Origin of the sequence: Streptomyces sp. KL116D, assembly GCF_030766975.1 — a bacterium.
GTDB lineage: Bacteria > Actinomycetota > Actinomycetes > Streptomycetales > Streptomycetaceae > Streptomyces > Streptomyces longispororuber_A.
In genome coordinates this window covers 1-26,378 of sequence record NZ_JASERH010000087.1, presented here as the reverse complement: position 1 = coordinate 26,378, position 26,378 = coordinate 1, and the positions used below count along the sequence as shown (strand labels likewise).

The window sequence follows — 26,378 nt, the reverse complement described above, 5'->3', positions numbered from 1 at the left end:
CACGTCGGGGCCCGCGGCCGTGCCGTACTCTCGTCCTCAGTCAGGTACGAGGTTGAGGGACTCACGTGGCAGAAGCGGAGCGCGTCATCGGTACGCCGGATTCCCCTGAGGCGGGAGCAGCCGAGCCGGAGAAGGCCGGGGAGGCCGCGGAGACCGCGGAGACCACGGCCCCGGCCGAGGAGAGCGCCGAGCGGCCCAAGGGCAGGCGGCGCATCGCCGTGCTGTTCGCGGTGGCCGCGCTGGCGTACGCCCTGGACCTGGTCAGCAAGCTGATCGTGGTCGCCGAGCTGGAGCACCGCGAGTCCATCGAGATCCTCGGTGACTGGCTGAAGCTCGAGGTGATCAGGAACCCCGGCGCCGCCTGGGGCATCGGTGAGGCGTTCACGATCATCTTCACCGTGATCGCCGCCGCGGTGATCGTGGTGATCGCGCGCCTGGCCAGGAAGCTCTACAGCCTGCCCTGGGCGATCGCGCTGGGGCTGCTGCTCGGCGGGGCGCTCGGCAACCTCACGGACCGGATCTTCCGCGCGCCCGGCGTCTTCGAGGGCGCCGTGGTCGACTTCATCGCGCCGAAGAACTACCCGGTGTTCAACCTCGCCGACTCCGCGATCGTGTGCGGCGGCATCCTGATCGTGCTGCTGTCCTTCCGCGGCATCGACCCGGACGGGACGGTTCACAAGGACTGAGCCCCTGGTCACGGGGTTGGCGGTCGGGAGTGTCGGTGCGCTCCGGCATACTCGATGCGTGAGTACAAGTCCCGAGATCCGTACCCTGCCCGTGCCCGACGGCCTGGAGGGCGAGCGCGTCGACGCCGCCATCTCCCGCATGTTCGGCTTCTCCCGCACCAAGGCCGCCGAGCTCGCCGCCGCCGGGAAGGTCGCGGTCGACGGTTCGGTGGTGGGCAAGTCCGAGCGGGTGCACGGTGGCGCCTGGCTGGAAGTGGAGATGCCGCAGGCGCCCGCTCCGGTGCAGATCGTCGCCGAGCCCGTCGAGGGCATGGAGATCGTGCACGACGACGACGACATCGTCGTGATTGTGAAGCCGGTCGGGGTCGCCGCCCACCCCAGCCCCGGCTGGACCGGGACGACGGTGATCGGCGGGCTCGCCGCCGCCGGGTACCGGATCTCCACGTCCGGCGCCGCCGAGCGCCAGGGCATCGTGCACCGCCTCGACGTCGGCACCTCGGGCCTGATGGTCGTCGCCAAGTCGGAGCGGGCGTACACGTCGCTGAAGCGCCAGTTCAAGGAGCGCGTGCCGGACAAGCGCTACCACGCGCTGGTGCAGGGCCACCCGGACCCGATGAGCGGGACGATCGACGCCCCCATCGGCCGGCACCCGAACCACGACTACAAGTGGGCGGTCACGGCGGACGGCAAGCCCTCCGTGACGCACTACGACCTCATCGAGGCCTTCCGGGCCGCCTCCCTGCTGGACATCAAGCTGGAGACGGGCCGCACGCACCAGATCCGCGTGCACATGTCCGCGCACCGGCACCCCTGCGTCGGCGACCTGACGTACGGCGCGGACCCGACGCTCGCCAAGCGGCTCGGCATCACCCGGCAGTGGCTGCACGCGGTGCGCCTCGGCTTCGAGCACCCGGGCGACGGGCAGTGGGTCGAGTTCGCGAGCGAGTACCCCGAGGACCTGCAGACGGCGCTCGACCGGGTGCGGGCGGAGAGCTCGTGACCGCCGGGTTCGCGATCCGGGTGGCCGAGGAGGAGGCCGACCGCGCGGCGTGCTTCGCGGTGCGCAGGGACGTCTTCGTCGGTGAGCAGGGCGTGCCCGAGGACATCGAGTACGACGCGTACGACGCGGGGGCCGTGCACGTGCTGGCCGTCCGGGACGACGGGCTGCCGCTCGGCACCGGCCGGCTGCTGACCGGCGACGCCGCCGCCGTGAAGAACGGCGGCGCCGCGGACGTGGGCGCCCTCGGGCGTCTCGCCGTGGCCAAGGCCGCGCGCGGCCTCGGCGTCGGCGCGGCCCTGGTGGCGGCGATCGAGCTGGCCGCCCGGGAGCGGGGGCTCGTCGCGGTGGACCTCCACGCGCAGACCCATGCGCTGGGGTTCTACGAGCGTCTCGGGTACGTCGCGTACGGGCCGGAGTTTCCCGATGCGGGGATCCCGCACCGGGCGATGCGGAAGACCATCGGCTGAGCGCCGCGCCGCGCGGGTGACCGGTCGGCCGCTCGCGCGGTGCTCCGGGCCCCGCGCCCGGGCCCCTTTTAGGGCAGCCCCCACCCCGTCCGTTCGCCGAGGGACGGGACGTCGCGGGGAGCGGCCACCGCCGAGTTCTTCGGTGTGATCGACGCCGTCGCGCCGCGCGGCAGCCGGACGGTGATGCGGCCGGGGGCCGTTTCCCGCCAGTGCAGCTGCCTGCCCCTGTCGTCGCGTACGGAGATGTCCCCCCGGATCCCGTGCTCCAGCGTCAGCGGTGCGCCCGCCTCGCTGTGGACCCGGACGGAGCGCGTCCGGCCCGCCTCCCGGTCCGCGTCCACCAGGAACGCGCCCTGGGTGCGCAGCGCCGCGAACGACGCGTCCGGCCAGCGCTCCGAGACCGACGGGAACACCTTGAGCACGCCCTCGTGGCTCTGCACCGCCATGTCCAGCATCGACTGGGCCGCCGACAGCGGGCTCTCCAGGGCGAAGTTCCTGCCCTCGCGGTACATGGTGTTCGGCGTCATCGCGCAGTCGGCGACGGCGCCGAGGTCCGTGAAGAAGGTCAGGAAGTCGAGGGCCTTCTCGGGCTCGCCCATGACCGAGTACATCGAGGACGCCGTCGCGTAGCTGTAGCCGTGCCAGAGCTGCTGCATCGAGACCCAGTGGGCCGTGCTGCGCGCCATCACGTCCCGGTCGGCCGGGCGGTCCCAGCTGCGCTCGCGGAGCGGGTAGAGCCACAGCAGGTGCGAGTGGTGGCGGTGGGAGCCGGCCAGCGGGACGTCCTTGCCGATCATGACGCCGGCCGCCGGGTCCTCGGCGTACGGGGTCAGGCGTGCGGCGATGTCCCGCCAGAGCGGCGCCTTGGGGTGGTCCGTGCGCAGGATGCGCGCCGTCCGCAGGAGGGTGCGGGCGCCCCACCGGATCAGGGACAGGTCGTACGTGCAGTCCTCGGCGTCGGCGTACTCGGGGGAGCGGGTCTGGAGGAGGTGGAGCTTCCCGTCGGGGCCCTCGTGGAGGAAGTGGGCGTAGAAGTTGATCGCGTTCGTCAGGATCGGGAAGAGCGTGTCCCGCAGGACCGCCGTGTCCTGGGTGTGGGCGTAGGTCTGCCAGACGTTGTGCATCGCCCAGGTGAGGTTGCCGAAGTTGTCGGAGACGTGGTCGCTGCCCGGGGCGCCGACGTCGTAGGTGTCGCCCGCCCGCAGCTGCCAGTCCGAGGGGTGGCCGAGCGCGTAGCTCTCGCCGTCCCGGTACGCGGCCGGGACCGACGTGGGCAGGTTCTTCTCGTACCGGGCGAACGTGCTGGTGACCGAGTCGAGTTCGAGGTGGTTGGAGCCGTGGATCGGCGCCATGCCGATCTGGACGTTCAGGTTCCACCACACGGCCGTCCAGTTGTTGCCGATCTCCGGGAACCACGGGCCCCACTCGGAGATCGTCGGGCCGCCCGCGCGCGTGGCGGCGGCGAGTTTGTAGAGCTGGAGGACGTAGAAGGCCTGGAGGCGCTTGTCGGGGACCGACAGGAGGCTGCGGTGGTAGAAGCGGTGCCACCAGCGGCGGTGCCGCTCGACCTGCTCGTCCGGGTCGGTGGTCAGGGCGCGGTCGACCCGGTCGTGCGCGGCCCGTGTCGTCTCCGCCACGTCGCCCGAGGCGCGGTACGCCACGTGGGCGGCGAGCAGCCGGCCCGTCCCTGCGCGGCGTTCGCGCCAGGCCGTGGTCCAGCCGCCGCCCGCGATCAGCGGCTGCTGGACGTGCGAGTCGGTGACCGTGGGGTCCGGGTTCGGCGTGTAGTCCTCGGGCTTGCCGGACGTGCGGGTGGTCGCCGCCGGGAGCCACTGGAACGTCCAGGCCGCGGCCTCCTCGCCGGGGCTGGGGCGGGTCGAGACGAGCAGCGTCGACGTGTCGTTGTGCACCAGCGCCGTGAAGGCGAGGCTGCCGCTCGTGGTGGTGACGGTGCCGCGCAGTTCGGCGTCGTACGGGTCGAGGGTCCAGTCGACGGCCGTGACGTCGCCGGCGAGGGTGAGCGTGAAGTGGCCGACGGGGAGGCGGGAGAAGCCGATGCCGCCGCGCCACTGGCCGCGCTGGTCCTGGACCTCGGTGTGGCTGAGCATCAGCTTGAGGGTGTTCGCCGTTCCGCCCCGGTAGAGCTGGGCGCCGAGCCGGCCGTCGGCGAGGAAGGGGGCGTCCTGCCAACCGGTGGGCAGGCGGCGCCAGTTCATGGCCGCGGCGCGGGCGATCCGCTCGTACGGATCAGGGCCCGGCCGGTCCGGGGCGGCCGCCCACGCCGTGGGCGAGGCCGCCGTCCAGGCCGCGGCCGATGCCGTGGCCGTGCTGGCGGCGATGAAGTGTCTGCGGGTGAGTCGGGGCATACGAACTCCGGTCAGGTACGTGGCAGTTGTTCCGGTCCATGAATTCGTGCACCCCGCATAGTGCCCGCGCCCCGTCCGCACCGGAAGACCTCTCGCGTGACTTCCGGTGGCACAAATGCCGCAGACATCGGAGGGGGTGCAAAGCCCCGAGGGTGGTTTGCCCGGATGTGCGTGGCACTCTTGGGGCTGGAACGTCCCTGATCGTCGAACCTGGTCGGAGCACCCGTGGATCAATTGGCCCTGCTGTTCGTGCTGTTGCTGGGGGCCGTGCTGAGCGTTCCGCTCGGCGACCGGCTCGGGCTGCCCGCGCCGGTCCTGATGACGCTCCTCGGTATCGTCCTCGCCCTGATCCGCGCCGTACCGAACGTCGACATCCAGCCCGACCTGATCCTGCCGCTCGTGCTGCCACCGCTCCTCTACGCGGCCGTGCACCGCACGTCATGGCGTCAGTTCGCGGCCAACAAACGGCCGATCTTCCTGCTCGCCGTCGCCCTCGTCTTCGTCACCACGGCCGCCGTCGCCGTCGTGGCGAACGCGGTCGTGCCCGGTCTGTCGATCGCCGCCGCCGTCGCGCTGGGCGCGCTCGTGGCGCCGCCCGACCCGGTCGCGGCGACCGCCGTCGCCGGGCAGCTCGGGCTGCCCCGGCGCATGGTGTCGATCCTGGAGGGCGAGGGTCTGTTCAACGACGTGACCGCGATCGTGCTCTACCACGTGGCGATCGCCGCCGCCGTCAGCGGCAGCTTCTCCGCACCGCGGGCCGCGCTCGAACTCGTGCTGTCCGCGGTCGTCGCCGTCGCCGTCGGCTTCGCCCTCGGCTGGGGCGCCAACAAGCTCATGGGCTACCTCGGCGACGCCACCCTGCAGATCGGCCTCACCCTGCTCATCCCGTACGCCTCCTACGTCCTCGCCGAGGAGCTGCACGGCTCGGGCGTGCTCGCCGTCCTGACCACGGCCCTGTTCCTGGCCGAGCACGCCTTCGACGCGGACGACGTCCTCACCCGGCTCACCGGCCGCGCCTTCTGGGACGTCGTCGACACCCTCGTCACCGGCGTCGCCTTCGGCCTCATCGGCCTGGAGGTGCACAACGTGATCAGGACCGCGTCCGGCCGCTGGGGCGAGATGCTGGGCTGGGCGGCGGCGGTCGTCGGGGTCGTCATCGTCGTCCGGCTGCTGTGGCTGCTGCCGATGACCTGGGTGACGCAGCGGCTGCACGCGCGGCGCGACGTCGACGAGGAGATCCCGGTGAGCTGGCGGGAGACCGTCGTCATGTGGTGGTCGGGGATGCGCGGCGTGGCCTCCGTGGCACTGGCCCTCGCCATCCCGCTCACCATGGACGACGGCTCGCCCTTCCCGGACCGCGACGAGATCGTCTTCATCGCCTTCGGGGTCATCATGGCGACCCTCGTGCTCCAGGGCCTGAGCCTGCCCTGGCTGGTCAGGAAGCTGCGCGTGCGGGCCGACACCGAGGCCGAGCAGGAGTACGAGAAGGTCCTCGCGCTGCGCGCCGCGAAGGCGGCCAAGCGCCGGCTCAAGGAGATCGAGGAGGTCGAGGAGCTGCCCGAGGAGGTGCAGGAGCAGATGCTCCGCAGGGCCTACGACATCGGGCTCCGCATCAACCCCGAGATGGGCGCGGAGGAGCGGCGGGAGTCGCAGGCGAAGCGGTACGCCCGGATCAAGCGGGTCCGCCGCATCCAGGGCGAGATGATGTCCGCGGCGCGGCACGAGGTGCTGGCCGCCCGCAGCGAACCCGGGGCCGACCCCGAGGTGGTCGACCGGGTGCTGCGGCAGCTGGACGTGCGGAGCCTTCGCTAGGGCCTGTCGTCACACTCCCGTCTGCCCCGCGGCGTCTGGCACGCACGCTCGCCGCGTTGCCGAAAGGCCCGAGCAGCTCCGCTACCAGGACCTTCCGGCGCCTTGCGATCGCACGCACCAGACGCCGCGGGGCCGCCCTGCGGGCGACGACGGGAGTGTGACGACAGGCCCTAGCGCCCGCCGTTCCCCCTCCCCGGGCGACGGGTCAGCCGCGCCCGGTGCGCGGGGCCCGGCCGTCGCGCAGGAGCACGTGGTCCGGGAGGGCCGCGGCCATCTCGTCGGGGGCGATCAGGGCGGTCGCCGTGTTGATCCGCGGCAGCGCGTACGGGTGCTGCTCGGCCAGCCAGCGGACCAGCTGCTCGCGGACCGTGACCCGCACCGTCCAGATGTCGTCCGCGTCCTTGGCCGTGACCAGGGCGCGGACCTGGAGGGTGCTGGGCGTGGTGTCGGTCACCGCCAGGCCCCAGTCCCGGCCGTCCCAGGCCGCGCACTCGCGCAGGACGTCGTGCAGCTTCTCGCGCATCAGCGGCACGGGCGCGCTGTGGTCGAGGTGGAAGAAGACGGTGCCGGTCATCTGGGCGCCGCCGCGCGACCAGTTCTCGAACGGCTTCGACGTGAAGTACGACACGGGCATCGTGATCCGGCGCTCGTCCCAGGTGCGCACGGCAAGGAAGGTGAGCGTGATCTCCTCGACCGTGCCCCACTCGCCGTCCACGACGACGGTGTCCCCGATCCTGACCATGTCGCCGAAGGCGATCTGCAGGCCCGCGAAGAGGTTGCCGAGCGTGGACTGGGCGGCGACACCGGCGACGATGCCGAGGATGCCGGCCGAGGCGAGCAGCGAGGCGCCCGCCGCCCGGAACGCGGGGAAGGTCAGCAGCATCGCGGCCAGCGCCACGACGATGACGATCGCCGACACGATCCGCTGGATCAGGGTGACCTGGGTGCGCACCCGGCGGACCCGGGCCGGATCGCGGTGCGCGGTGGCGTACCGGGCGTAGGACGACTCGACGACCGCGGCGGCGATCCGGATCACCAGCCAGGCGGTGGCGCCGATCAGGACCAGGCTCAGCGCCCGGCCGATCGCGGGGGAGTGCTCGGGGGCGATCTCCGCCTGGTCGTACGACCCTCTCAACAGGGCCGCGCAGAGCACGACTTGAAGGGGCAGACGGCAGCGGCGCAGCAGACCCCACAGCGGGGTGTCGTGGTGACGTCGGTCGGCGCGCTGCAGCAGACGGTCGACGGCCCAGCCCACCAGCAGGGTGATGACGACCGAACCACCGACGACGATCAGTGGGCGCAGTACGTTCTCCATGCAACGACGGTAACCGGGATCGGCCACGTCTAACCTGTGGCGTTCCTGGCACCATGGGCCTCATGAACATCATGCTTTTCCACTCGACGTACGGTCTGCGGCCCGCCGTGGAGGCCGCGGCCGACCGGCTGCGCGCCGCCGGGCACGAGGTGTGGACCCCGGACCTCTTCGAGGGCCGCACCTTCGACACCGTCGAGGAGGGCATGGCGCACCAGGACGAGATCGGCAAGGACGAGCTGCTCAAGCGGGCCGTCCTGGCCGCCGCCCCCTACTCCGAGCGCGGCCTGGTCTACGCGGGCTTCTCGCTGGGCGCCGCGACCGCGCAGACCCTCGCCCTCGGCGACGAGAAGGCCAGGGGGCTGCTGCTCCTGCACGGCACGTCCGACATCGCCGAGAACGCGACCGTGGACGAGCTCCCGGTGCAGCTGCACGTCGCCTCGCCCGACGCCTTCGAGACCGACGACTGGCTGAACACCTGGTACCTCCAGATGGGGCGCGCGGGCGCCGACGTGGAGGTCTACCGCTACGCCGGGGCGGGCCACCTCTTCACCGACCCCGACCTGCCGGACTACGACGAGGAGGCCGCCGAGGCCACCTGGCGGGTGGCGCTCGGCTTCCTGGAGACCCTCTAGCGGATACCGGGCCTAGCCCGCCCGGTACGCCGTCCAGCTGTCCTTCATGCGCTGCACCTGACCCGCGGTGAACTGGTACATGCAGGAGTCGTACGTGTAGTCCATGAAGTTGTGGATCGGGTCGACACCCGTCTTGTTCGTGCAGGTGTCGCGCCCGGTCGGGCACTCGAACGCGGCGCTCTTCTCGGCCGGGGTGTCGGAGACGTAGTCGCCGTTGCCGTTACAGCCGCCCTGGAAGGTGTGGTACAGCCCCATCCAGTGGCCGATCTCGTGGGTGCCGGTGTCGCCCTCGTTGTAGTTCGTGGCCGAGCCGCCGGGCAGCGAGGTGTCGAGGACGACCACGCCGTCGTCGGACGGGTTCGACTTGTACGAGGACGGGAAGGTCGCCCAGCCGAGCAGGTCCTGGCCGAGGTTCGCGGTGTAGAAGTTCAGCGCGTTCGCGCCGCCCTTGCGCAGCGTGGTCTTCATCGACTTCTCGGCGGCCGAGCCCGGGGTGATGCCGTTGTACCAGGAGGCGTTGTCCGTGTAGTCGGTCGCGACGAGCTGGAACTGGTAGCCGGAGTCGGTGTTGCCGGTGCCCTGCCCGCTGTAGGCGGCGTTCAGGACGCTGATCTGGTTGGCGATCGACGTGGCCGACAGCTTGCCGGTCGTGCCGTCGTGGATCACGTGCACGTACACCGGGATCGTGGTCGACGCCGCGGCGCTCAGGCCCCCCTCCAGGGTGCCCTCGGCGCGCAGCTTGTCGAGTCTCTTCTGCAGGGCCGCGTCCATGGCCTTGGCCTGCGTCGCGGTGAGTTCGTTGGGCTCCTGGGCGTGGCCGGCGCCGGTCGGCTTCTTCTCGCGGGCGAGGGCGTTCGTGTCGGTCGCGCACTTCTCGGCGGCCGTGGTCTTCGTGGCGGCGGCGCTGCCGGTGGGGGCGGAGAGCGGGACCAGGGCCAGGGTTCCGGCCAGCACCGCGGTGCCGAGCAGCCGGCGGCGCAGGCGCGGGGATATCGGGGTGTTCGGGGTGAGGGAGGTCATTCTGGGCTCCTCGCGGACGCGAGCGGGGAGGGACTTCCTCGCCGCCGCCGGGAGATTACGTGGTCATGTCACGTCAGGAAGAGCAGGGAACTGGTCGCGTCGATCACGGAGTTGTGCCCGGCAAACCGGGGCAAGCGGGAGAAGAAATTCGCCGGGCGTCCGGAGTTTGAGACGCGGACGTAACGGCAGGGGTTACCGGGGTGGGTGGTGTGTCCGTATTCGGACCCGCGCGAGGTCGCGCACGCACCACCCACCGTGAGCGGCGTCATCTGCTGGTAACGCTCTTGCCGGTGGCCGGAATTCAGCGCACAGCCATCACCGCACGGGTGCGTCGACGCGCTCGACCTTCTGTGTGCCGCTGAGCGTGCGGTACGAGCGCTTCCAGGAGGTCGTGGCGTTCTTGTCCGTGCGGTCGGAGATCACGTAGTAGTCCATCTGCGCGCGCTCCGCCGTGACGTCCAGGACGCCGTAGCCGTGGGAGTCCATGTCCAGCCACTTCACGTGCCGGTTGGCCGCCTTGACGGCGCCCTCGGCGACCGTGGAGAGCGTGTCGGGGGCGACGTGCAGGATGTCGTCGAGGTTGTCCGACGTCACCGACGTGACGACGAACTCCGTGGCCGCGGACGGCGAGAGCGGATACGTGCCGGCCGTCACCGGTACGTCGTTCGCCCACGCCATGTGGATGTCGCCGGTCAGGAAGACGGTGTCGCGGATGCCCTTCTCGCGCAGGTGCGAGATGAGCTCCTTGCGGTCGTGCGTGTAGCCGTCCCACTGGTCGACGTTGATGGCCAGGCCCTCCTTGGGCAGGCCGAGCAACTCCGCGAGCGGGCCCAGGAGGTGGGCGGGCAGCGCGCCGAAGGCGACCGGCGAGATCATCACCGAGGTGCCGACCAGCTTCCAGCGGGCGTCGGACGCGGCGAGCCCCGACTTCAGCCAGTCGAGCTGGGCGCGGCCGGTGATCGTGCGGTCCGCGTCGTCCACGTCGCCGTTGCCGACGCTCGACTGCTGCGAGCGGAACGAGCGCAGGTCCAGCAGGTGCAGATCGGCCAGCTTGCCGAAGCGCAGCCGGCGGTAGACGGTGCCCGCGGTCGACGCGCGGACCGGCATCCACTCGAAGTAGGCCTGCTTGGCCGCCTGCTGGCGGGCCGCCCAGTCGCCCTCGGTGCCCGGCGTGTGGTTCTCGGCGCCGCCCGACCAGGCGTCGTTGGCGAACTCGTGGTCGTCCCAGATCGCGATCAGCGGGTGCGCGGCGTGCATCGCCCGCACGTCGTCGTCCGTCTTGTGCAGGCCGTGCCGGATCCGGTAGTCGGCGAGCGAGACGATCTCGTGGGCGGGCTGGTGCGGGCGGACGGTGTACTTCGCCTCGGGGTACTCGCCCGTCCTGTACTCGTAGAGGTAGTCGCCGAGGTGGAAGACCGCGTCCAGGTCGGTGCGGGCGGCCAGGTGCCGGTACGCGGAGAACCAGCCCGCCTCCCAGTTGGCGCAGGACACCACGCCGAAGCGCAGGCCCGCGGCGGAGGCGTCGGCCGCCGGCGCGGTGCGGGTGCGGCCCACCGGCGAGTACGCGTCACCCACGGAGAAGCGGAAGTAGTAGACGCTCGCCGGGCGAAGGCCCCGCACATCGGCCTTCACGGTGTGGTCCGAAGCGGCGCTCGCGGTCGCGGTGCCGCGGCCCACCACCGTGCCGAACGCCTTGTCCTCGGCGATCTCCCAGCTCACCCGGGTGTCCGGGCCCTGGCCCGAACCGGGCACCGCCGCCGCGGTGGGCGTCACGCGGGTCCACAGCAGGACGCCGTCGGGCAGCGGGTCGCCGGACGCGACGCCGTGCAGGAAGGCGGGCGCCTCGGCGGCCCGGGCGGAGGCCGCCGAGGCGAGCGGGGCGGCGAGCACGGCGCCGGCGGCCGCGGCCTTCACGACCGTACGGCGGCGCGGGGCAAGGGAGTTGGCCGCGTTCCGCGGCACTTCAGGGAATCGACTGGTCACGGCCGACCACCTTACTGACCGGTACATGCCGAGGGCGGGCGAACCGGAAGAGTTCGCCCGCCCTTCAGCCACGCGTCACGCCTTGAGCGCCTTGTCCACCGCCGCGTTCCACTCCTCGACCGTCATCGGCGCGTTCTCACCGTCGGAACCGGTGATCTTCTTGCCGTCCACGACGAAGGACGGAGTGCCCTGCACGCCGAACTTGTTGTCGTCGAAGTTCTTCGACATCTCCAGCGCCCACTTGTCGAAGGTGCCGTCCTTGACGTCCTTCTGGAAGGCCTTGTCGTTCTTCAGCTCGGGGACGGTGTTCGCGACCTTGATGAGGTACGCGTCGTCCTTGAACTTGTCGTCGGTCTCCTCCGGGTGCCACTTCTTGGAGTACAGCGCCTCCTTGTAGTCCCAGAAGGCGTCCTTGGAGACGTTCAGAGCGGCGCCCAGCGCGCTCAGCGCGTTCTTGGAGCCCTCGCCCTGGAGGTTGGTGTCGAGGAAGGTGGCGCCGACGTACTGCAGCTTGTACTTGCCGTCGTCGATGTCCTTCTTCACGGTCGTGCCGACCGTCTGCTCGAAGGAGGCGCAGACCGGGCAGCGCGAGTCCTCGAAGGCCACGACGGTCTTCTTCGCGGAGTCCTTGCCCAGCGTGACCGTGGTGTTGTTCTTGCCCGTGGTGTTCTTCGGGGCGACCAGGGCCTGGTCCTTCGCGGCGTCCCAGTAGGACGGCTCGTTGCCCTGCACCACCAGGTAGCTGACGACACCGGCTATCGCGAGGACACCCACGATGGAACCGGCGACGATCGACTGGCGCTTCGCCTTGTCCTTCTTCGCCTGGCGCTCGCGCTCGACGCGCAGCCGCTCACGGGCCGCCGTCTTCGCCTGCTGACTGTTGCGCTTGCTCATGATCCGTACTCCGTAGATTCGTGAAAGAGGGGGGACTGTCGTGCGCTGGGCCCGGCCCGGGAGGGCTCAGGCGGCCAGGCACGGCGGTCCGCGCCGTCCCACGGAGTGCACCCAGATCCGGGTGTGCGCGGCCGCCACGCGGGCGGCGGGGCGCGTGCCGGGGGCCGCGGGCTCCCGGTGTGCGGTGACCGCGGCGCAGGCGAGCAGCAGCGGCCGGAACGTGAACGCGGCCACCGCCCGCAGCAGTTGGGCCAGCGCCTGCTCGCCGCGGCGCAGCCACGCGGCCGCGAGCAGGCCGACCGTGACGTGCGCGCCGAGCAGCAGCCAGGACGCGGCCGGGTCGGAGTGGGCGAGCAGGGCCGCGGCCCGGTCGGTGCCGCCGGCCATCCGTGCCAGCGGCGTCCCGACGTTCCCCGCGCACAGCACGTCGAAGCCGAACGAGCGCAGGGTGCCCGCGACCGGGCCGCCCGCCTCGCCGTAACAGACGTGCTGGCCCGTGGTGAAGACCGTGTCGGCCGCCAGCTCCAGCGGCACGAGCAGCGCCGCGATCCGGCCGAAGCGGCGCTCGCGCCCGGCGAGCGCGTACGCGATCACGAAGACCGCGCCGGCGATCGCGGCGACCGTCGGCAGCGGCAGGGGGACCCGGGACAGCAGGACGTGCGACGCGGCGGAGAGCGTCACGACGAGTGCCGTGAAGAGCGCCGCGCGCACGGCTCTGAGCTGGGTCCCGGATATCTCGTCCATCGCCGAGGAGTGTGCCATGGGTTCCTGTAAGCGATGCCTAAAGGGTGCCTGTGCGTTATAGACCGGGAATCCGGCCGTTGCGGAACAGGTCCACGAAGATCTGGTGGTCCGCACGCGCGCGTGCCCCGTAGGAGTGCGCGAAGTCGACCAGGACGCCCGCGAACCCGTCCTCGTCGGCGGCGATCGCCGCGTCGATGGCGCGCTCCGTGGAGAACGGCACCAGCGACTGGCCCGACAGGTCGTCCGCCGCCGCGTGCATCGTCGCCGTGGCCCGGCCGAGGTCCGCGACGACCGCCGCGATCTCCTCCGGGTCGTCGATGTCGCCCCAGTCCAGGTCCACCGCGTACGGCGACACCTCGGCGACCAGCTGCCCGGAGCCGTCCAGTTCGGTCCAGCCCAGCCACGGGTCCGCGTGCGCCTGCAGCGCGCGCTGCGAGATGACCGTGCGGTGGCCCTCGTGCTGGAAGTACTCGCGGATCGCCGGGTCGGTGATGTGCCGCGACACGGCCGGCGTCTGGGCCTGCTTCATGTAGATGACCACGTCGTTCTCGAGGGCGTCGCTGTTGCCCTCCAGCAGGATGTTGTACGAGGGCAGGCCGGCCGACCCGATGCCGATGCCGCGCCGCCCCACGACGTCCTTCACCCGGTACGAGTCCGGGCGGGCGAGGGACGACTCGGGCAGCGTCTCCAGATAGCCGTCGAACGCGGCCAGCACCTTGTAACGCGTCGCCGCGTCCAGCTCGATGGAGCCGCCGCCCGGCGCGAAGCGGCGCTCGAAGTCGCGGATCTCCGTCATCGAGTCGAGCAGCCCGAAACGGGTCAGCGAGCGGGCGTCGCGCAGCGCGTCCAGGAGCGGGCCCTCGGCCGTGTCCAGCGTGAAGGGCGGCACCTCGTCGTTCTTCGCGCCCGTCGCCAGCGCGTGGATGCGCTCGCGGTAGGCCGCCGCGTACGTGCGCACCAGGTCGGTGATCTGGTCGTCGCTGAGCGCCTTGGAGTAGCCGACCAGCGCCACGGAGGCGGCGAACCGCTTGAGGTCCCAGGTGAACGGGCCGACGTAGGCCTCGTCGAAGTCGTTCACGTTGAAGATCAGGCGGCCCGTGGAGTCCATGTACGTGCCGAAGTTCTCCGCGTGCAGGTCGCCGTGGATCCACACCCGGCTGGTGCGGTCGTCCAGGTACGGGCCACCGTGCTGCTCGCGCTCGACGTCGTGGTAGAAGAGGCACGCCGTGCCGCGGTAGAAGGCGAAGGCCGACGACGCCATCTTGCGGAACTTCACCCGGAACGCGGCGGGGTCGGCGGCGAGCAGCTCGCCGAACGCGGTGCCGAAGACGGCGAGGATCTGCTCGCCGCGCTGCTCAGCGGTGGGCTGCTGGTCCGACATCGCTCGGTGCCTCCTGGTGCAAATGGTGCGTGAGATGTGTGACACGCAAGACAGGTGTTCTGCCCTGTCCAACGCCCGACCGTACTCCGGAGTGCCCGCCGGTTGTCAGTCGCCGGTCGTAGACTTCCAAGCTGTCCCCGACTGTCGCCGCGCGTTTGCCAATGGAGGCCCTCACCGTGTCAAAGCCGCCCTTCACGCACCTGCACGTCCACACCCAGTACTCGCTGCTGGACGGTGCCGCGCGGCTGAAGGACATGTTCAACGCGTGCAACGAGATGGGCATGTCGCACATCGCGATGTCCGACCACGGCAACCTCCACGGGGCGTACGACTTCTTCCACTCCGCGCAGAAGGCGGGCGTCACGCCGATCATCGGCATCGAGGCGTACGTCGCCCCGGAGTCCCGGCGCAACAAGCGGAAGATCCAGTGGGGCCAGCCGCACCAGAAGCGCGACGACGTCTCCGGTTCCGGTGGTTACACGCACAAGACGATCTGGGCGGCGAACAAGACGGGACTGCACAACCTCTTCAAGCTGTCCTCGGACGCGTACGCCGAGGGCTGGCTGCAGAAGTGGCCGCGCATGGACAAGGAGACGATCTCCCAGTGGAGCGAGGGCCTGATCGCCTCCACCGGCTGCCCCTCCGGTGAGCTGCAGACGCGACTGCGCCTCGGCCAGTTCGACGAGGCCCTCCAGGCCGCCTCCGACTACCAGGACATCTTCGGCAAGGACCGGTACTTCCTGGAGCTGATGGACCACGGCATCGAGATCGAGCGCCGGGTGCGCGACGGTCTCCTGGAGGTCGGCAAGAAGCTCGGCATCCCGCCGCTGGTGACGAACGACTCGCACTACACGTACGCGCACGAGTCGGTCGCGCACGACGCCCTGCTGTGCATCCAGACCGGCAAGAACCTCTCCGACCCGGACCGCTTCCGGTTCGACGGGACGGGCTACTACCTGAAGTCGACCGACGAGATGTACGCCGTCGACTCCTCGGACGCCTGGCAGGAGGGCTGCCGCAACACGCTCCTGGTGGCCGAGCAGATCGACACGACCGGCATGTTCGAGAAGCGCGACCTCATGCCGAAGTTCGAGATCCCGGACGGCTTCACCGAGGTCACCTGGTTCCAGGAGGAGGTCCGGGTCGGCATGGACCGCCGCTACCCGGGCGGTGTCCCCGAGGACCGGCAGAAGCAGGCCGAGTACGAGATGGACATCATCATCCAGATGGGGTTCCCGGGGTACTTCCTGGTCGTCGCCGACTTCATCATGTGGGCGAAGAACAACGGCATCGCGGTGGGCCCGGGACGTGGCTCCGCGGCCGGCTCGATCGTCGCGTACGCCATGGGCATCACCGACCTCGACCCGATCACGCACGGCCTGATCTTCGAGCGGTTCCTCAACCCCGAGCGCGTCTCCATGCCCGACGTCGACATCGACTTCGACGAGCGCAGGCGCGTCGAGGTGATCAGGTACGTGACCGAGAAGTACGGCGCCGACAAGGTCGCCATGATCGGCACGTACGGCAAGATCAAGGCCAAGAACGCGATCAAGGACTCCGCGCGCGTGCTCGGCTACCCGTACGCGATGGGCGACCGCCTCACCAAGGCGATGCCCGCCGACGTCCTCGGCAAGGGCATCGACCTCTCCGGCATCACCGACCCCAAGCACCCGCGCTACAGCGAGGCGGGCGAGATCCGGGGGATGTACGAGAACGAGCCGGACGTGAAGAAGGTCATCGACACCGCCAAGGGCGTCGAGGGACTGGTCCGGCAGATGGGCGTGCACGCCGCCGGCGTCATCATGTCCAGCGAGCCGATCGTCGACCACGCCCCGATCTGGGTGCGCCACACGGACGGCGTGACCATCACGCAGTGGGACTACCCGCAGTGCGAGTCGCTCGGCCTGCTGAAGATGGACTTCCTCGGCCTGCGCAACCTGACGATCATGGACGACGCCGTCAAGATGGTGAAGTCCAACAAGGGCGTCGACCTGGAGATGCTCTCGCTCCCGCTGGACGACCCGAAGACCTTCGAACTGCTCTGCCGCGGTGACACGCTCGGCGTGTTCCAGTTCGACGGCGGCCCGATGCGTTCGCTGCTGCGCCAGATGCAGCCCGACAACTTCGAGGACATTTCCGCCGTCTCGGCCCTGTACCGGCCGGGCCCGATGGGCATGAACTCGCACACGAACTACGCGGAGCGCAAGAACGGCCGCCAGGAGATCACGCCGATCCACCCGGAGCTCGAAGAGCCCCTGAAGGAGACGCTGGGCCTCACCTACGGCCTCATCGTGTACCAGGAGCAGGTGCAGAAGGCCGCCCAGATCATCGCCGGGTACTCGCTCGGCGAGGCCGACATCCTGCGCCGCGTGATGGGCAAGAAGAAGCCCGAGGAGCTGGCGAAGAACTTCGTCCTGTTCCAGGAGGGCGCCAAGAAGAACGGCTACTCCGATGCGGCGATCCAGGCCCTGTGGGACGTCCTGGTGCCCTTCGCCGGCTACGCGTTCAACAAGGCGCACTCCTCCGCGTACGGCCTGGTCACCTACTGGACCGCGTACCTGAAGGCCAACTACCCGGCCGAGTACATGGCGGCGCTGCTGACGTCCGTGAAGGACGACAAGGACAAGTCCGCCGTCTATCTGAACGAGTGCCGGCGCATGGGCATCAAGGTGCTCCCGCCGAACGTGAACGAGTCGGTGCACAACTTCGCCGCCCAGGGCGACGACGTGATCCTGTTCGGCCTGGAGGCCGTCCGCAACGTCGGCACGAACGTGGTCGACTCGATCATCCGCTCGCGCAAGGCCAAGGGGAAGTACGCCTCGTTCCCCGACTACCTCGACAAGGTCGAGGCGGCCGCGTGCAACAAGCGGACGACCGAGTCCCTCATCAAGGCCGGCGCGTTCGACGAGATGGGCCACACCCGCAAGGGCCTCACCGCGCAGTACGAGCCGATGATCGACAACGTGGTCGCGGTCAAGCGCAAGGAGGCCGAGGGCCAGTTCGACCTCTTCGGCGGGATGGGCGACGAGGGCGCCGGCGACGAGCCGGGCTTCGGACTCGACGTCGAGTTCTCCACCGACGAGTGGGACAAGACGTACCTGCTCGCCCAGGAGCGCGAGATGCTCGGCCTGTACGTCTCCGACCACCCGCTGTTCGGCCTGGAGCACGTGCTGTCCGACAAGGCGGACGCGGGCATCGGCCAGCTGACCGGCGGCGACTTCTCCGACGGCGCCGTCGTCACCGTCGGCGGCATCATCTCGGGCCTGCAGCGCAAGATGACCAAGCAGGGCAACGCGTGGGCGATCGCGACCGTCGAGGACCTCGCCGGCTCCATCGAGTGCATGTTCTTCCCGGCGACGTACCAGCTGGTGTCGACCCAGCTCGTCGAGGACGCCGTGGTGTTCGTCAAGGGCCGGCTCGACAAGCGGGAGGACGTGCCGCGCCTGGTCGCCATGGAGATGCAGGTCCCCGACCTGTCGAACGCGGGCACCAACGCACCGGTGATCCTCACCATCCCCGCCCTGAAGGTGACCCCGCCGATGGTCAGCCGCCTCGGCGAGATCCTCAGCCACCACCGGGGCGACAGCGAGGTCCGGATCAAGCTCCAGGGCCCCCGCAAGACCACGGTGCTGCGCCTCGACCGGCACCGGGTGAAGCCCGACCCGGCGCTCTTCGGTGACCTGAAGGTGCTGCTCGGCCCGTCCTGCCTGGCGGGCTGACCGGCACCGACGACGAGCGAGGGGCGCACCCGGATGACCGGGTGCGCCCCTCGCTGTGTGCCGCGTGCCGTGCGGCGTACGTCAGTTGTGGCCGAAGCGACGCTCGCGGTGCTTCCGGGCCACGTCCCCCGGGTTCGCTTCGACGGCCGACTTCATCTCGGACTCCATCGCGGACGACCGGGCCTGCTGCTCCTGGGACTGCGCGGCGGTCTTCTGCTGGTTGCGATTCTGCTTGCGGTTCTTGGCCATGGTGATCTGCCTCCTGCGGGGGATCTAGGGGCCAGGGCCGGCTTCAGATTCACATATGGCGACAAAGGTCGCATGTCAGAGAATTACCGTGCGTGACAAGGGGTCTCGGGGCGCAGCGGCACGGCCTTCACCGCATCCGCCACGCCGAAGATCGAGTTCGGGCCGTTAACCCCCGCGCGGTCGGGCAGACTCGAAGGAAACCCGAAGCGAACGCACGGGCGTGTCGGCGAAAGAGGGTGGATCGCGTGGACCGTTGCATCGTCCTGGTGGATGCCGGGTATCTGCTGGGGGCCGCCGCGAGCCTCCTCGCGGGCGAGCCCTCCCGCTCCCGCATCCATGTCGACCACGCCGCCCTCATCCAGGGCCTGCGCGAGCGCGCCGAGTCCGAGACCGAGCGGCAGCTCCTGCGGATCTACTGGTTCGACGGCGCGCCCGACCGGGTCCCGCAGCCCGAGCACCGCAGGCTGCGCGTCATGCCCCGGGTCACCGTCCGGCTGGGCGCCCTGACCCGCAGCGACGGACGTTGGGCCCAGAAGGGCGTCGACGCGGCCATGCACGCCGAGCTGACGGAGCTGGCCCGCAACCGCGCCTGCTCGGACGTGGTCCTGGTGACCGGGGACGGCGACCTCCTCCCCGGCATGATGGCCGCCAAGGAGCACGGCGTCGCCGTCCACCTCTGGGCCGTGCAGGCCGCCGACGGCGACTACAACCAGTCCGAGGACCTCGTCGCCGAGGCCGACGAGCGGCGGGTGCTCGACCGGACCTGGATCACCAAGGCCGTCCGCGCCAAGGAACTCGGCGGGATCTGCGCGCCGCCGCCCGTCCCGCGCCCCGAGATCGCCGCGATCCTGTCCGCCCCGCTGCCCGAGTCGGCCCTCGCCGCGGCGGGCCGGCCCCCCGCGGAGGACACCGACGACACGCCCGCCGTGCAGCACGCGCCGGCCGCCCGCACCGGCAGCGACGGGGAGGACCGGTCAGGACCGGGCAAGGGCGTGCCCACGCCCAAGGACCTCGCCGCCCTGCGCGCCCCCGGCGCCCAGGCCGCCCAGCACCCCACGAACGCCACGCTGCGCTGGTCGTCCGACAAGGGCTGGGTCGAGCGGCCGGGAGGCGGCGCGGAGCCCGCGGAGGCGGCGTCCCTGCCGACCCTCGCGCAGCTCACCACGGCCGAGCAGCGGTGGGCCGACCGCGAGGAGGACATCACCACGGTCGGCGGCGACCCCTACGAGGTGGGGCAGGTGTTCGCCCGGCGGTGGATGGAGCGACTCGCCGATCAGGCCCTGCTGCCGAAACTGGCCACGATGTATCCGCGGGTGCCGCACCGGATCGACGGGGAGCTGCTGCGCTACGCCGCGCGGTTCGGGCTGCTCGCCCACAAGGACGACCAGATCGACGAGCACGACCGGTACGCGATCCGGGCCGGGTTCTGGCGGGAGATCGACGTGCGGACCTCCGCGGAGCACGCCGCCGCGGGCGACGGGTGACCGGTCGCGCGTGAGCGTCTGCCCGGTGTCGTCGTGTCGCGCCCGCGGGTGCGTCGTGGCCGGTCGCGCCCCGCGGCGGACCCGCCGGCGACACGGCCCCGCGCTCCTTCGGGCGCCTTTTGCCCTACCCGGGCGCGATGTGCGGGCCTTGACCCCGTACCCTCGTTCCTCGTGAGTACGCGCACCGGTGAAGTCGCCCCGCAGCATAAAGGGGACGCTGTCGTGTGCGCCGTACGGGGGCTGAGCAAGACGTATCCCGCCGCGCGCGGGCGGCGCGGGGCGCCCGGGACGCCCGCGGTGCGGGCCACCGACGACGTGCGGCTCGACATCCGGCGCGGAGAGATCTTCGGGCTGCTCGGGCCGAACGGGGCGGGCAAGTCCACCCTCGTGCGCCAGCTCACCGGGCTGATGCGGCCGGACAGCGGCAGCGTGGAGATCCTCGGGCACGACATCGTGCGGTACCCGGAGCGGGCCGCGCGGATCCTCGCCTACCTCGGCCAGGAGTCGACCGCCCTCGACGAGCTCACCGTGTCCCTCGCCGCCGAGACGACCGGGCGGCTGCGCGGGCTCAGCCTCAAGGACGCCCGGGCCGAGCGCGACGACGTGCTGGAGGAGCTCGGGCTCACCGCGCTCGCCGCCCGGCCCCTGAAGAAGCTCTCCGGCGGACAGCGGCGGCTCGCCTGCTTCGCCGCCGCCCTGGTCGGCCGGCGGCCCCTGCTCGTGCTCGACGAGCCGACCACCGGGATGGACCCCGTCGCACGGCGCGCCGTGTGGGCGGCCGTGGACCGGCGCCGGGCCGAGCGCGGTGCGACCGTGCTGCTCGTCACCCACAACGTCATCGAGGCCGAGACCGTGCTCGACCGGGTCGCCGTCCTCGACCAGGGCCGGGTCATCGCCTGCGACTCCCCGGCCGGGCTCAAGGAGCGGGTCGCCGGTGAGGTGCGGGTCGAGCTGGTGTGGCGGGAGAAGGCGCCGATGGAGCTGAGCGAGGTCGCGCGGCTGCGGGAGCGCGCCGTCGAGTCCGGCCGGCGCTGGTCGCTGCGGCTCGCCCCCGACGAGGCCCGCAGCGCCGTCGCCGCCGTCACCGGCGGCCCGGCCTTCGACTTCCTGGACGACTTCACGCTCGCGACGCCGAGCCTGGAAGACGTGTACCTGGCGCTCGGCGGCAGCCGCAGCGGCGTGAAGGGCCTGGTGAAGGCATGAGTGTCGTATCGGCTGAGGCGCTCAGGGAGCGTCCCGTGGAGGCCGTGCCGGCGGACGCCCACGACGACGGGCTCGCGCCCCGCGCGAAGTTCCTGCCGTCGCTCGGTGCCGTCTACCGCGCCCAGCTCTCCCGGGCCCGGGTCGCCCGCATCCCGCTGCTCTTCGTCGCCACCTTCCAGTCCATCGGGATCATGATCCTGATGCGCGGCGTCGTCGACCAGGGCGGCCGCGAGGCGCAGGCGGTCGTCGCCGGGTCCGCGGTCCTCGTCGTCGCGTTCGTCGCGCTCAACCTGCTCGCCCAGTACTTCGGCCAGCTGCGGGCCGCCGGCGGACTCGACCACTACGCGACGCTGCCGGTGCCCCCCGCGTCCGTGGTGCTCGGCGCCGCGGGCGCCTACGCCTCCTTCACCGTGCCGGGGACCGTGGTCACCGCGGTCGTCGGCTGCGCCATGTTCGACCTGCCGCTCACCCACCTGTGGGTGCTCGCCGCCGTGATCCCGCTCGCCGGGGCCGCGCTCTCCGGGCTCGGGGCCGCGCTCGGCCTGCTCGCGCCACGACCCGAACTGGCCACGCTCCTCGGCCAGTTGGGCATGTCGGCGGCGCTGCTCCTCGGGGTGCTGCCGGCCGACCGGATGCCGGAGTTCGTGCAGTACGCGCGTGATCTGCTGCCCTCCACGTACGGCGTCGAGGCGTTCGCGCGGACCTTCGGCGACCGTCCCGACTGGGCCACCGTCCTGCTCGACCTGGGCGTCTGCGCCGGGGTCGGGGTCGCCTCCCTGGCCGTCGCGACCTGGGCGTACCGCCGGGCAGCCGTCCGGTGACGCGCCCGGCTCGGACGCCTGGCACGATGTCAGGGTGACCGCACCGTTGACGCCGCCGCCTCATCAGCCCCCGAACGACAACGGGCACAGTGACCCGTGGCAGGCCCCCGACCCGATGACCGGGCATCTGCCGCCCGCTCCGGCCGCCGCGCAGGAGGACGAGGGGCCCGGACTGCGGACCGAGCTGCGCGAAGCGGCCGTCATCACCGTCGGGGTCGCGCTCGTCGGCCTGGTGCTCGGCGCGCTGTGGCTGTGGCTGGCGCCCCGGGTGCCGCTCGTCTCGGACAGCACCGCGGTCTACCTCAAGGACACCGAGGGCGAACAGGCCATCGGCATCGACGGCACGTTCACGCTGCTGGGACTCGCGTTCGGCGCCGTGACCGGTGCCGCCGTCTTCCTGTGGCGCAAGCGCGGCGGGATCCCGCTCGTCGTGGCGCTCGCCCTGGGCGGGCTGCTCGGCGGGGTCCTCGCCTGGCGGTTCGGGATCTGGCTCGGGCCCACCCAGGACGTCGCCGCCCACGCGAAGTCGCTCGGCAAGGGCGTGGTGTTCGACGCCCCCCTGGAGCTGAAGGCCAAGGGGGCGCTGCTCGCGTGGCCGCTCGCCGCGATGGTGGTGCACCTCGGGCTCACCGGGCTGTTCGGCCCGCGCGACCCCGACCCGTACGCCGGGTACTACGCCCCACGGCACCCGGAGGCGGCGCCGCCCGCCGGATGAGCGCGGGGCGCGGCCGCCGTCACAGCAGGCCGGCCTCGGTCAGGTGGCGGCGTACGTGCGCGAACTCGGTCTCGCCCAGCGGGACCTGGGGCGCGGCGGTCGCCGGGCAGTCGATGACGCCCTGGAGGTGGACCGCCGCCTTGAACGCGCCGAGCGCCGACGAGGAGCCGCCCATCCGGGCCGGATCGCCCGCGTCCACGAGCCCGAACAGCGCGGCCAGCCGGTCCTGCTCGGCGCGGGCCGTGTCCCAGTCGCCCGCGCGCGCGGCCTCGTAGAGACGTACGTAGCCGTGGGCGTCGACGTTGCCGAGTCCCGGCACGACGCCGTCGACGCCCGCCAGCAGCGCGCCGTCCACCGTGAGTTCGGAGCCGGTGAGGACCGAGAAGGCCGGGGCCGCCGCGCGCAGCGGGGCCAGCAGCCGGCGCAGGGAGCCCTCGTCGCCGCTGGAGTCCTTGAGGCCGGCGAGCGTGCCGTCGGCGGCCAGCGCGAGGACCGTGTCACGGCTGAGCTTGCTGTGCACCGAGACCGGAATGTCGTACGCGAACAGGGGCAGGTCGGCGCCCGCGCGCAGCCGCCTGAAGTGGTCGGCGATCTCGACGGGGTGCGTGCGCGTGTAGAACGGCGCGGTCGCCACCAGCGCGTCCGCGCCTGCCTTCAGCGCGTCCTTCGCCCGGTCCAGGACGCGGGCCGTGGTCGTCTCGATGACGCCCGCGAGCACCGGGACCCGGCCGGCCGCCGCGTCCACCGCCGCTTCCAGCGCGGTCCGGCGCTGTGCGTCCGTGAGGTACGCGGCCTCCCCGCTGGAGCCCAGCACGAACAGGCCGTGCACCCCGGCCCCGACGAGGTGCTCGGCCAGCCGCCGCACCGACGCGACGTCCACCTCGCCCTCCGGCGTGAGCGGGGTGACCAGCGGCGGGACGACGCCGCGGAACGGGGCGGGGAGCGGGGCGCGGAGAGGCATGGCGGTGGTCTCCTGGTCGCAGTAGGTAGGACGTGGGATGTCCGATGTTCGGAGGTGACACTGCGCCAACGCCGAAGTGATGTCAAGGGTGTCCGAGGAGGCCATGACCATGGGCACGGCGGCCGTGACGGCCGCCGTGCGCGAGCATGCCGGCGCTGTTCGTCAGGCGGGCCTGCGGCCGTGGTTGGCCTTGCCCTTCTTGATCCGCCACTTGCGCTTGCGCGTCTTCTTCGACATGTCCTTGGTGCTTAGCCGAAGGGCGGGGGTTCGTCGAGAGGTCAGGCGCGTCCGACGGGAGCGAGCACGGCCTCGGTGAGCGCCGCCAGATCGCCCGGCGCCAGCTCGACCTCCAGGCCGCGGCGCCCGGCGGAGACACAGATCGTGTCGTGCCGCCGCGCCGTGTCGTCGATGACCGTACGGAGCTTCTTGCGCTGCCCGAGCGGGGAGATGCCACCCCGCACGTACCCGGTCGTGCGCTCGGCCAGGGCCGGGTCCGCCATCGCGGCCCGCTTGCCGCCGACCGCCGCGGCGAGCGCCTTGAGGTCGAGTTGGCCGGCCACCGGGACGACCGCGACGGTCAGCTGCCCGTCGACGTCCGCGACGAGCGTCTTGAAGACCCGGTCGGGGGAGACGCCCATGGCCTCCGCGGCCTCGTCGCCGTACGAGGGGTGCGCGGGGTCGTGCTCGTAGGAGTGGACCGTGAAGGTCGTCCCCGCGGTGGTCAGGGCCACCGTCGCCGGAGTGCCGCCGGACTGCTGCTGCTTCTTGGCCTTCTTCGCCAACGTGCCTGATCCTTAAGTCAGTTGAGGCTGGTCGCCTGTCTGGTCAGGTCCGTCGCGGGCAGCGACGGGAGGTGCCGGATGATCGCCGTCTCGGCGCGCAGCAGCGTCAGCTCGTCCCGCAGCCGCGACGCCACGTCCGGGGCCTGGAGCAGCCGCTGCTTCGTCGGTACGTCGAGGACCGCGGCGGCCGCCACCAGGTACGACACCACGGACGGCTCGTCCGGCAGCTCCGCGCCGGTCGTCAGCGACCGCTCACGCGCTCCGGCCAGCCGCTTCTGGTACGAGCGGAACGCGCGCAGCACGCCCTCCGCCAGGGCGCCCGCCTCGTCGCCGTCGTCCTCCGGCAGCTCCTCGACCTCGGCCGTCAGATACGCGCCCGACGCGTCGACCGAGTGCAGCTTCACCCGCTGGGTGCCGGTGGCGAGGACCTCGAAGCTGCCGTCGGCGCGCTCCCGGATCGTCGCCGCGTCCGCGATGCAGCCGACCGCGTGGAACGACGCGATCGGGTCGTCGCCGAAACCGGCGGCCGGGCCGCTGCCCGCCTCCCGGGTCGTGACGTCGTCGGGCAGCCCGGCGGCGCTCGGCGCGACCTCGTGGCCGTCGCGGATGGCGACGACGACGAACTGCCGGGGCTCGTCGGAGACGGCCGGGTCGGCGTCAGGGTCCCCGGGGCCGGAAAGGTCGGAAGGAGGGGTCTTCAGCAGATCGCGCATCATGGCGCGATAACGCTCCTCGAAGACGTTCAGCGGAAGCACGAGCCCCGGGAACAGCACCGAGTTGAGCGGGAAGAGCGGAAGTCGGACGGTGGTCACGACGGTCAAGCGTAATGGGCGCCGGAGCCGCCTGGTCCGCCGAGCAGCGGCAGGGCCGCCGCGACTTCCAGCCGCACCTGGCCGCGCAGCTCCAGGAACCGGGCCAGCGGGTCGTCCACGAGGCGGTCCCAGGGGAACGACGTCGCGTACGGGCCGACCAGCCGCAGCTGGGCCAGGGCGTCCGGCCAGCGCTCCAGCTCGACGAGGACGCAGATCAGCAGGTTGCGCACCTCCGCGGGCCAGGGGTCGCTGCCGGCGTACGTCGCGGAGAGCTCGACGGCGAGGTCGGCGGCGGCGTCCAGGCGTGCGCGGGGGACGCCCCGGGGTGCGCCGCCGGTCAGGTACGCGAGGGCGGCGCGGACCGGGAGGGCCTGGAGGAGGGAGCCGGGCAGGGCGTCCTGGGCGGCGCGCTCGGCGAAGTCGAAGCACTCCGCGTGCGAGCCGTACCAGGCCGCCGACAGGTACTGGAGGGCCGAGACGTGGCAGCCGTAGTGGTGCGGGGAACGGCGCACCGCCTGCGCCCAGACGTCCTCGAAGGCGGTGTGCGGGGCGTTCGTGCCGCGGGCGTGGTCGAGGGCGATGCGCCACGGGACCGGGTCGCCGGGGTCGGCGTCGGCCGCGGCCAGGACCAGCGGGGTGACGTCGCGCAGGAGTTCGGCGCGGGCCGGGGAGGCGAAGGCGCGGGTGACGGCGAGCTCCGCCTTGACCAGGAGCAGGTCGGGGTCGTGCGGGGTCGTCCGCTGCCAGGCCGTGAACCACTCGGGGCGGGCGGCGGCGAACGCGGCGAGGCGCTGCACGTAGCGGTCCCGGTTCTCCCACTCGGCGGCCTCCCGGGTGTGGGCGAGGACCTTGGCGGCGGGGCCGGGGTCGCCGGCGCCCGCGGCGACCAGGGCCGGGGCGAGGCGGTCGTCCGGGGCGTCGAGCAGGATCTCGTCGTCCGGGGTGAGGCCGTCGGCCAGGGGCCCGGTGTGCCGGATCATCCGCGCGGTACGGACGAGGGCGCGCAGTAGCGGCATGACCGCGCCCTCCTCGTGCCGTTCCGATGGTTGCGCTGGGGGTGACGGTCGGAACGGGCCGATGGTTGCTTACGGAGCGGTAACGGTTTGGGCGATGGCACCGGGGCGGGGCCCTGACGCCTTGTCGCGCGGCACCGGGGGCCGCCTTGCCCACCCTGCCGCCCCAGGCGGCAGACTGCCCAAGGCGGAGGCCGGGGCGAGGTCGGGGCGGGAGTCGTGGGCGGCAGATTGCCCGGGGTGCGGGTGCGGGTGCGGGCGAGCGCGAGGGCGCGGGCGAGGGGCGAGGGGCGAGGACGCGGGCGAGGGCGAAGGTGCG

The 26,378-nt window shown here is 71.9% G+C and carries 22 protein-coding genes; 10 read left to right on the top strand and 12 right to left on the bottom strand.

The genetic code is table 11. The features are described 5' to 3' along the window. Positions 1–65: 65 nt before the first annotated feature. From lspA to RBJ77_RS35135, 3 genes are read left to right on the top strand one after another with little or no spacing between them, the layout of a single operon-like run. Complete coding sequence (gene lspA / locus RBJ77_RS35145; RefSeq protein ID WP_372348699.1) at positions 66–686, top strand: signal peptidase II; 621 nt, start codon at positions 66–68, stop codon at positions 684–686. Positions 687–744: 58 nt separating this feature from the next. Then, positions 745–1,686 (top strand): RluA family pseudouridine synthase, encoded by a 942-nt coding sequence (locus tag RBJ77_RS35140; protein WP_255966177.1) that lies wholly within the window; start codon positions 745–747, stop codon positions 1,684–1,686. Then, complete coding sequence (locus tag RBJ77_RS35135; RefSeq protein ID WP_372348698.1) at positions 1,683–2,153, top strand: GNAT family N-acetyltransferase; 471 nt, start codon at positions 1,683–1,685, stop codon at positions 2,151–2,153. Before RBJ77_RS35140 ends, RBJ77_RS35135 begins: the two co-directional genes overlap by 4 nt. Before the next feature lie 68 nt (positions 2,154–2,221). Here RBJ77_RS35135 and RBJ77_RS35130 read toward each other — a convergent pair whose 3' ends face one another. Continuing rightward, on the bottom strand, positions 2,222–4,519 hold the full coding sequence (locus RBJ77_RS35130) for a glycoside hydrolase family 95-like protein (RefSeq protein WP_372348697.1): 2,298 nt from the start codon (positions 4,517–4,519) through the stop codon (positions 2,222–2,224). Positions 4,520–4,744: 225 nt separating this feature from the next. Between RBJ77_RS35130 and RBJ77_RS35125 the strand changes: the two genes are divergently transcribed. Further along, entirely contained in the window at positions 4,745–6,331 is a 1,587-nt protein-coding gene (locus RBJ77_RS35125; RefSeq protein ID WP_372348696.1) for a Na+/H+ antiporter, read from the top strand. Positions 6,332–6,536: 205 nt separating this feature from the next. Here RBJ77_RS35125 and RBJ77_RS35120 read toward each other — a convergent pair whose 3' ends face one another. Beyond that, complete coding sequence (locus RBJ77_RS35120) at positions 6,537–7,646, bottom strand: mechanosensitive ion channel family protein (RefSeq protein ID WP_372348695.1); 1,110 nt, start codon at positions 7,644–7,646, stop codon at positions 6,537–6,539. Positions 7,647–7,708: 62 nt separating this feature from the next. Between RBJ77_RS35120 and RBJ77_RS35115 the strand changes: the two genes are divergently transcribed. Then, positions 7,709–8,278 (top strand): dienelactone hydrolase family protein, encoded by a 570-nt coding sequence (locus RBJ77_RS35115; protein ID WP_372348694.1) that lies wholly within the window; start codon positions 7,709–7,711, stop codon positions 8,276–8,278. Between the two features lie 12 nt (positions 8,279–8,290). Here RBJ77_RS35115 and RBJ77_RS35110 read toward each other — a convergent pair whose 3' ends face one another. From RBJ77_RS35110 to RBJ77_RS35090, 5 genes are all read right to left on the bottom strand, one after another. Further along, the gene (locus RBJ77_RS35110; protein WP_372348693.1) at positions 8,291–9,298 is read right to left on the bottom strand and encodes a zinc metalloprotease; all 1,008 of its coding nucleotides are present in this window, start codon (positions 9,296–9,298) and stop codon (positions 8,291–8,293) included. A 315-nt stretch (positions 9,299–9,613) separates the two neighbouring features. Then, positions 9,614–11,281, bottom strand: a complete 1,668-nt coding sequence (locus tag RBJ77_RS35105) for an alkaline phosphatase (protein ID WP_372348692.1) — start codon at positions 11,279–11,281, stop codon at positions 9,614–9,616. A gap of 75 nt (positions 11,282–11,356) precedes the next feature. Further along, entirely contained in the window at positions 11,357–12,175 is an 819-nt protein-coding gene (locus RBJ77_RS35100) for a thioredoxin domain-containing protein (RefSeq protein ID WP_372348691.1), read from the bottom strand. 66 nt (positions 12,176–12,241) lie between these two features. After that, the gene (locus tag RBJ77_RS35095; RefSeq protein WP_372348690.1) at positions 12,242–12,937 is read right to left on the bottom strand and encodes a hypothetical protein; all 696 of its coding nucleotides are present in this window, start codon (positions 12,935–12,937) and stop codon (positions 12,242–12,244) included. Between the two features lie 37 nt (positions 12,938–12,974). Next, positions 12,975–14,300, bottom strand: coding sequence for a DUF2252 domain-containing protein (locus tag RBJ77_RS35090; protein WP_372348689.1), 1,326 nt, complete (start codon positions 14,298–14,300; stop codon positions 12,975–12,977). 176 nt (positions 14,301–14,476) lie between these two features. Between RBJ77_RS35090 and dnaE the strand changes: the two genes are divergently transcribed. Beyond that, positions 14,477–18,019 carry a DNA polymerase III subunit alpha gene (gene dnaE, locus RBJ77_RS35085; RefSeq protein WP_372348688.1) on the top strand — a complete coding sequence of 1,181 codons (3,543 nt, stop codon included), beginning with the start codon at positions 14,477–14,479 and terminating at the stop codon, positions 18,017–18,019. Between the two features lie 81 nt (positions 18,020–18,100). On the opposite strand, the gene RBJ77_RS35080 is transcribed toward dnaE, so the two are convergent. Beyond that, positions 18,101–18,268, bottom strand: a complete 168-nt coding sequence (locus tag RBJ77_RS35080) for a hypothetical protein (protein ID WP_255966207.1) — start codon at positions 18,266–18,268, stop codon at positions 18,101–18,103. Positions 18,269–18,513: 245 nt separating this feature from the next. On the opposite strand from RBJ77_RS35080, the gene RBJ77_RS35075 reads away from it, so the two are divergent. The 4 genes from RBJ77_RS35075 (at position 18,514) to RBJ77_RS35060 (ending at position 22,491) form a co-directional block, all read left to right on the top strand. Further along, entirely contained in the window at positions 18,514–19,752 is a 1,239-nt protein-coding gene (locus RBJ77_RS35075; protein ID WP_372348687.1) for an NYN domain-containing protein, read from the top strand. Positions 19,753–19,974: 222 nt separating this feature from the next. Continuing rightward, the gene (locus RBJ77_RS35070) at positions 19,975–20,955 is read left to right on the top strand and encodes an ABC transporter ATP-binding protein (RefSeq protein ID WP_255966222.1); all 981 of its coding nucleotides are present in this window, start codon (positions 19,975–19,977) and stop codon (positions 20,953–20,955) included. Next, entirely contained in the window at positions 20,952–21,776 is an 825-nt protein-coding gene (locus RBJ77_RS35065; protein ID WP_372348686.1) for an ABC transporter permease, read from the top strand. The genes RBJ77_RS35070 and RBJ77_RS35065 overlap by 4 nt, the downstream gene beginning before the upstream one ends. 34 nt (positions 21,777–21,810) lie before the next feature. Next, a complete protein-coding gene (locus RBJ77_RS35060) occupies positions 21,811–22,491 on the top strand; it encodes a DUF2567 domain-containing protein (protein WP_372348685.1) in 681 nt (226 codons plus the stop codon). 19 nt (positions 22,492–22,510) lie between these two features. Here the strand turns inward: RBJ77_RS35060 and RBJ77_RS35055 are convergent, their stop codons facing one another. From RBJ77_RS35055 to RBJ77_RS35040, 4 genes are all read right to left on the bottom strand, one after another. After that, a complete protein-coding gene (locus RBJ77_RS35055; protein WP_255966237.1) occupies positions 22,511–23,452 on the bottom strand; it encodes a dihydrodipicolinate synthase family protein in 942 nt (313 codons plus the stop codon). Between the two features lie 278 nt (positions 23,453–23,730). Further along, a complete protein-coding gene (gene ybaK, locus RBJ77_RS35050) occupies positions 23,731–24,234 on the bottom strand; it encodes a Cys-tRNA(Pro) deacylase (protein ID WP_255966240.1) in 504 nt (167 codons plus the stop codon). 17 nt (positions 24,235–24,251) lie between these two features. Beyond that, positions 24,252–25,046, bottom strand: coding sequence for an LON peptidase substrate-binding domain-containing protein (locus RBJ77_RS35045; protein WP_372348684.1), 795 nt, complete (start codon positions 25,044–25,046; stop codon positions 24,252–24,254). Positions 25,047–25,051: 5 nt separating this feature from the next. After that, positions 25,052–26,062, bottom strand: a complete 1,011-nt coding sequence (locus RBJ77_RS35040; protein ID WP_372348683.1) for a hypothetical protein — start codon at positions 26,060–26,062, stop codon at positions 25,052–25,054. Positions 26,063–26,378: the final 316 nt, after the last annotated feature.

Excerpts from the sequence above, each read along its gene's own strand:
- RBJ77_RS35130 (WP_372348697.1), bottom strand. The coding sequence starts at position 4,519 with ATGCCCCGACTCACCCGCAGACACTTCATCGCCGCCAGCACGGCCACG.
- RBJ77_RS35120 (WP_372348695.1), bottom strand. The coding sequence starts at position 7,646 with ATGGAGAACGTACTGCGCCCACTGATCGTCGTCGGTGGTTCGGTCGTC.
- RBJ77_RS35115 (WP_372348694.1), top strand. The coding sequence starts at position 7,709 with ATGAACATCATGCTTTTCCACTCGACGTACGGTCTGCGGCCCGCCGTG.
- RBJ77_RS35110 (WP_372348693.1), bottom strand. The coding sequence starts at position 9,298 with ATGACCTCCCTCACCCCGAACACCCCGATATCCCCGCGCCTGCGCCGC.
- RBJ77_RS35100 (WP_372348691.1), bottom strand. The coding sequence starts at position 12,175 with ATGAGCAAGCGCAACAGTCAGCAGGCGAAGACGGCGGCCCGTGAGCGG.
- RBJ77_RS35095 (WP_372348690.1), bottom strand. The coding sequence starts at position 12,937 with ATGGCACACTCCTCGGCGATGGACGAGATATCCGGGACCCAGCTCAGA.
- RBJ77_RS35090 (WP_372348689.1), bottom strand. The coding sequence starts at position 14,300 with ATGTCGGACCAGCAGCCCACCGCTGAGCAGCGCGGCGAGCAGATCCTC.
- RBJ77_RS35080 (WP_255966207.1), bottom strand. The coding sequence starts at position 18,268 with ATGGCCAAGAACCGCAAGCAGAATCGCAACCAGCAGAAGACCGCCGCG.
- RBJ77_RS35065 (WP_372348686.1), top strand. The coding sequence starts at position 20,952 with ATGAGTGTCGTATCGGCTGAGGCGCTCAGGGAGCGTCCCGTGGAGGCC.
- RBJ77_RS35055 (WP_255966237.1), bottom strand. The coding sequence starts at position 23,452 with ATGCCTCTCCGCGCCCCGCTCCCCGCCCCGTTCCGCGGCGTCGTCCCG.
- RBJ77_RS35040 (WP_372348683.1), bottom strand. The coding sequence starts at position 26,062 with ATGCCGCTACTGCGCGCCCTCGTCCGTACCGCGCGGATGATCCGGCAC.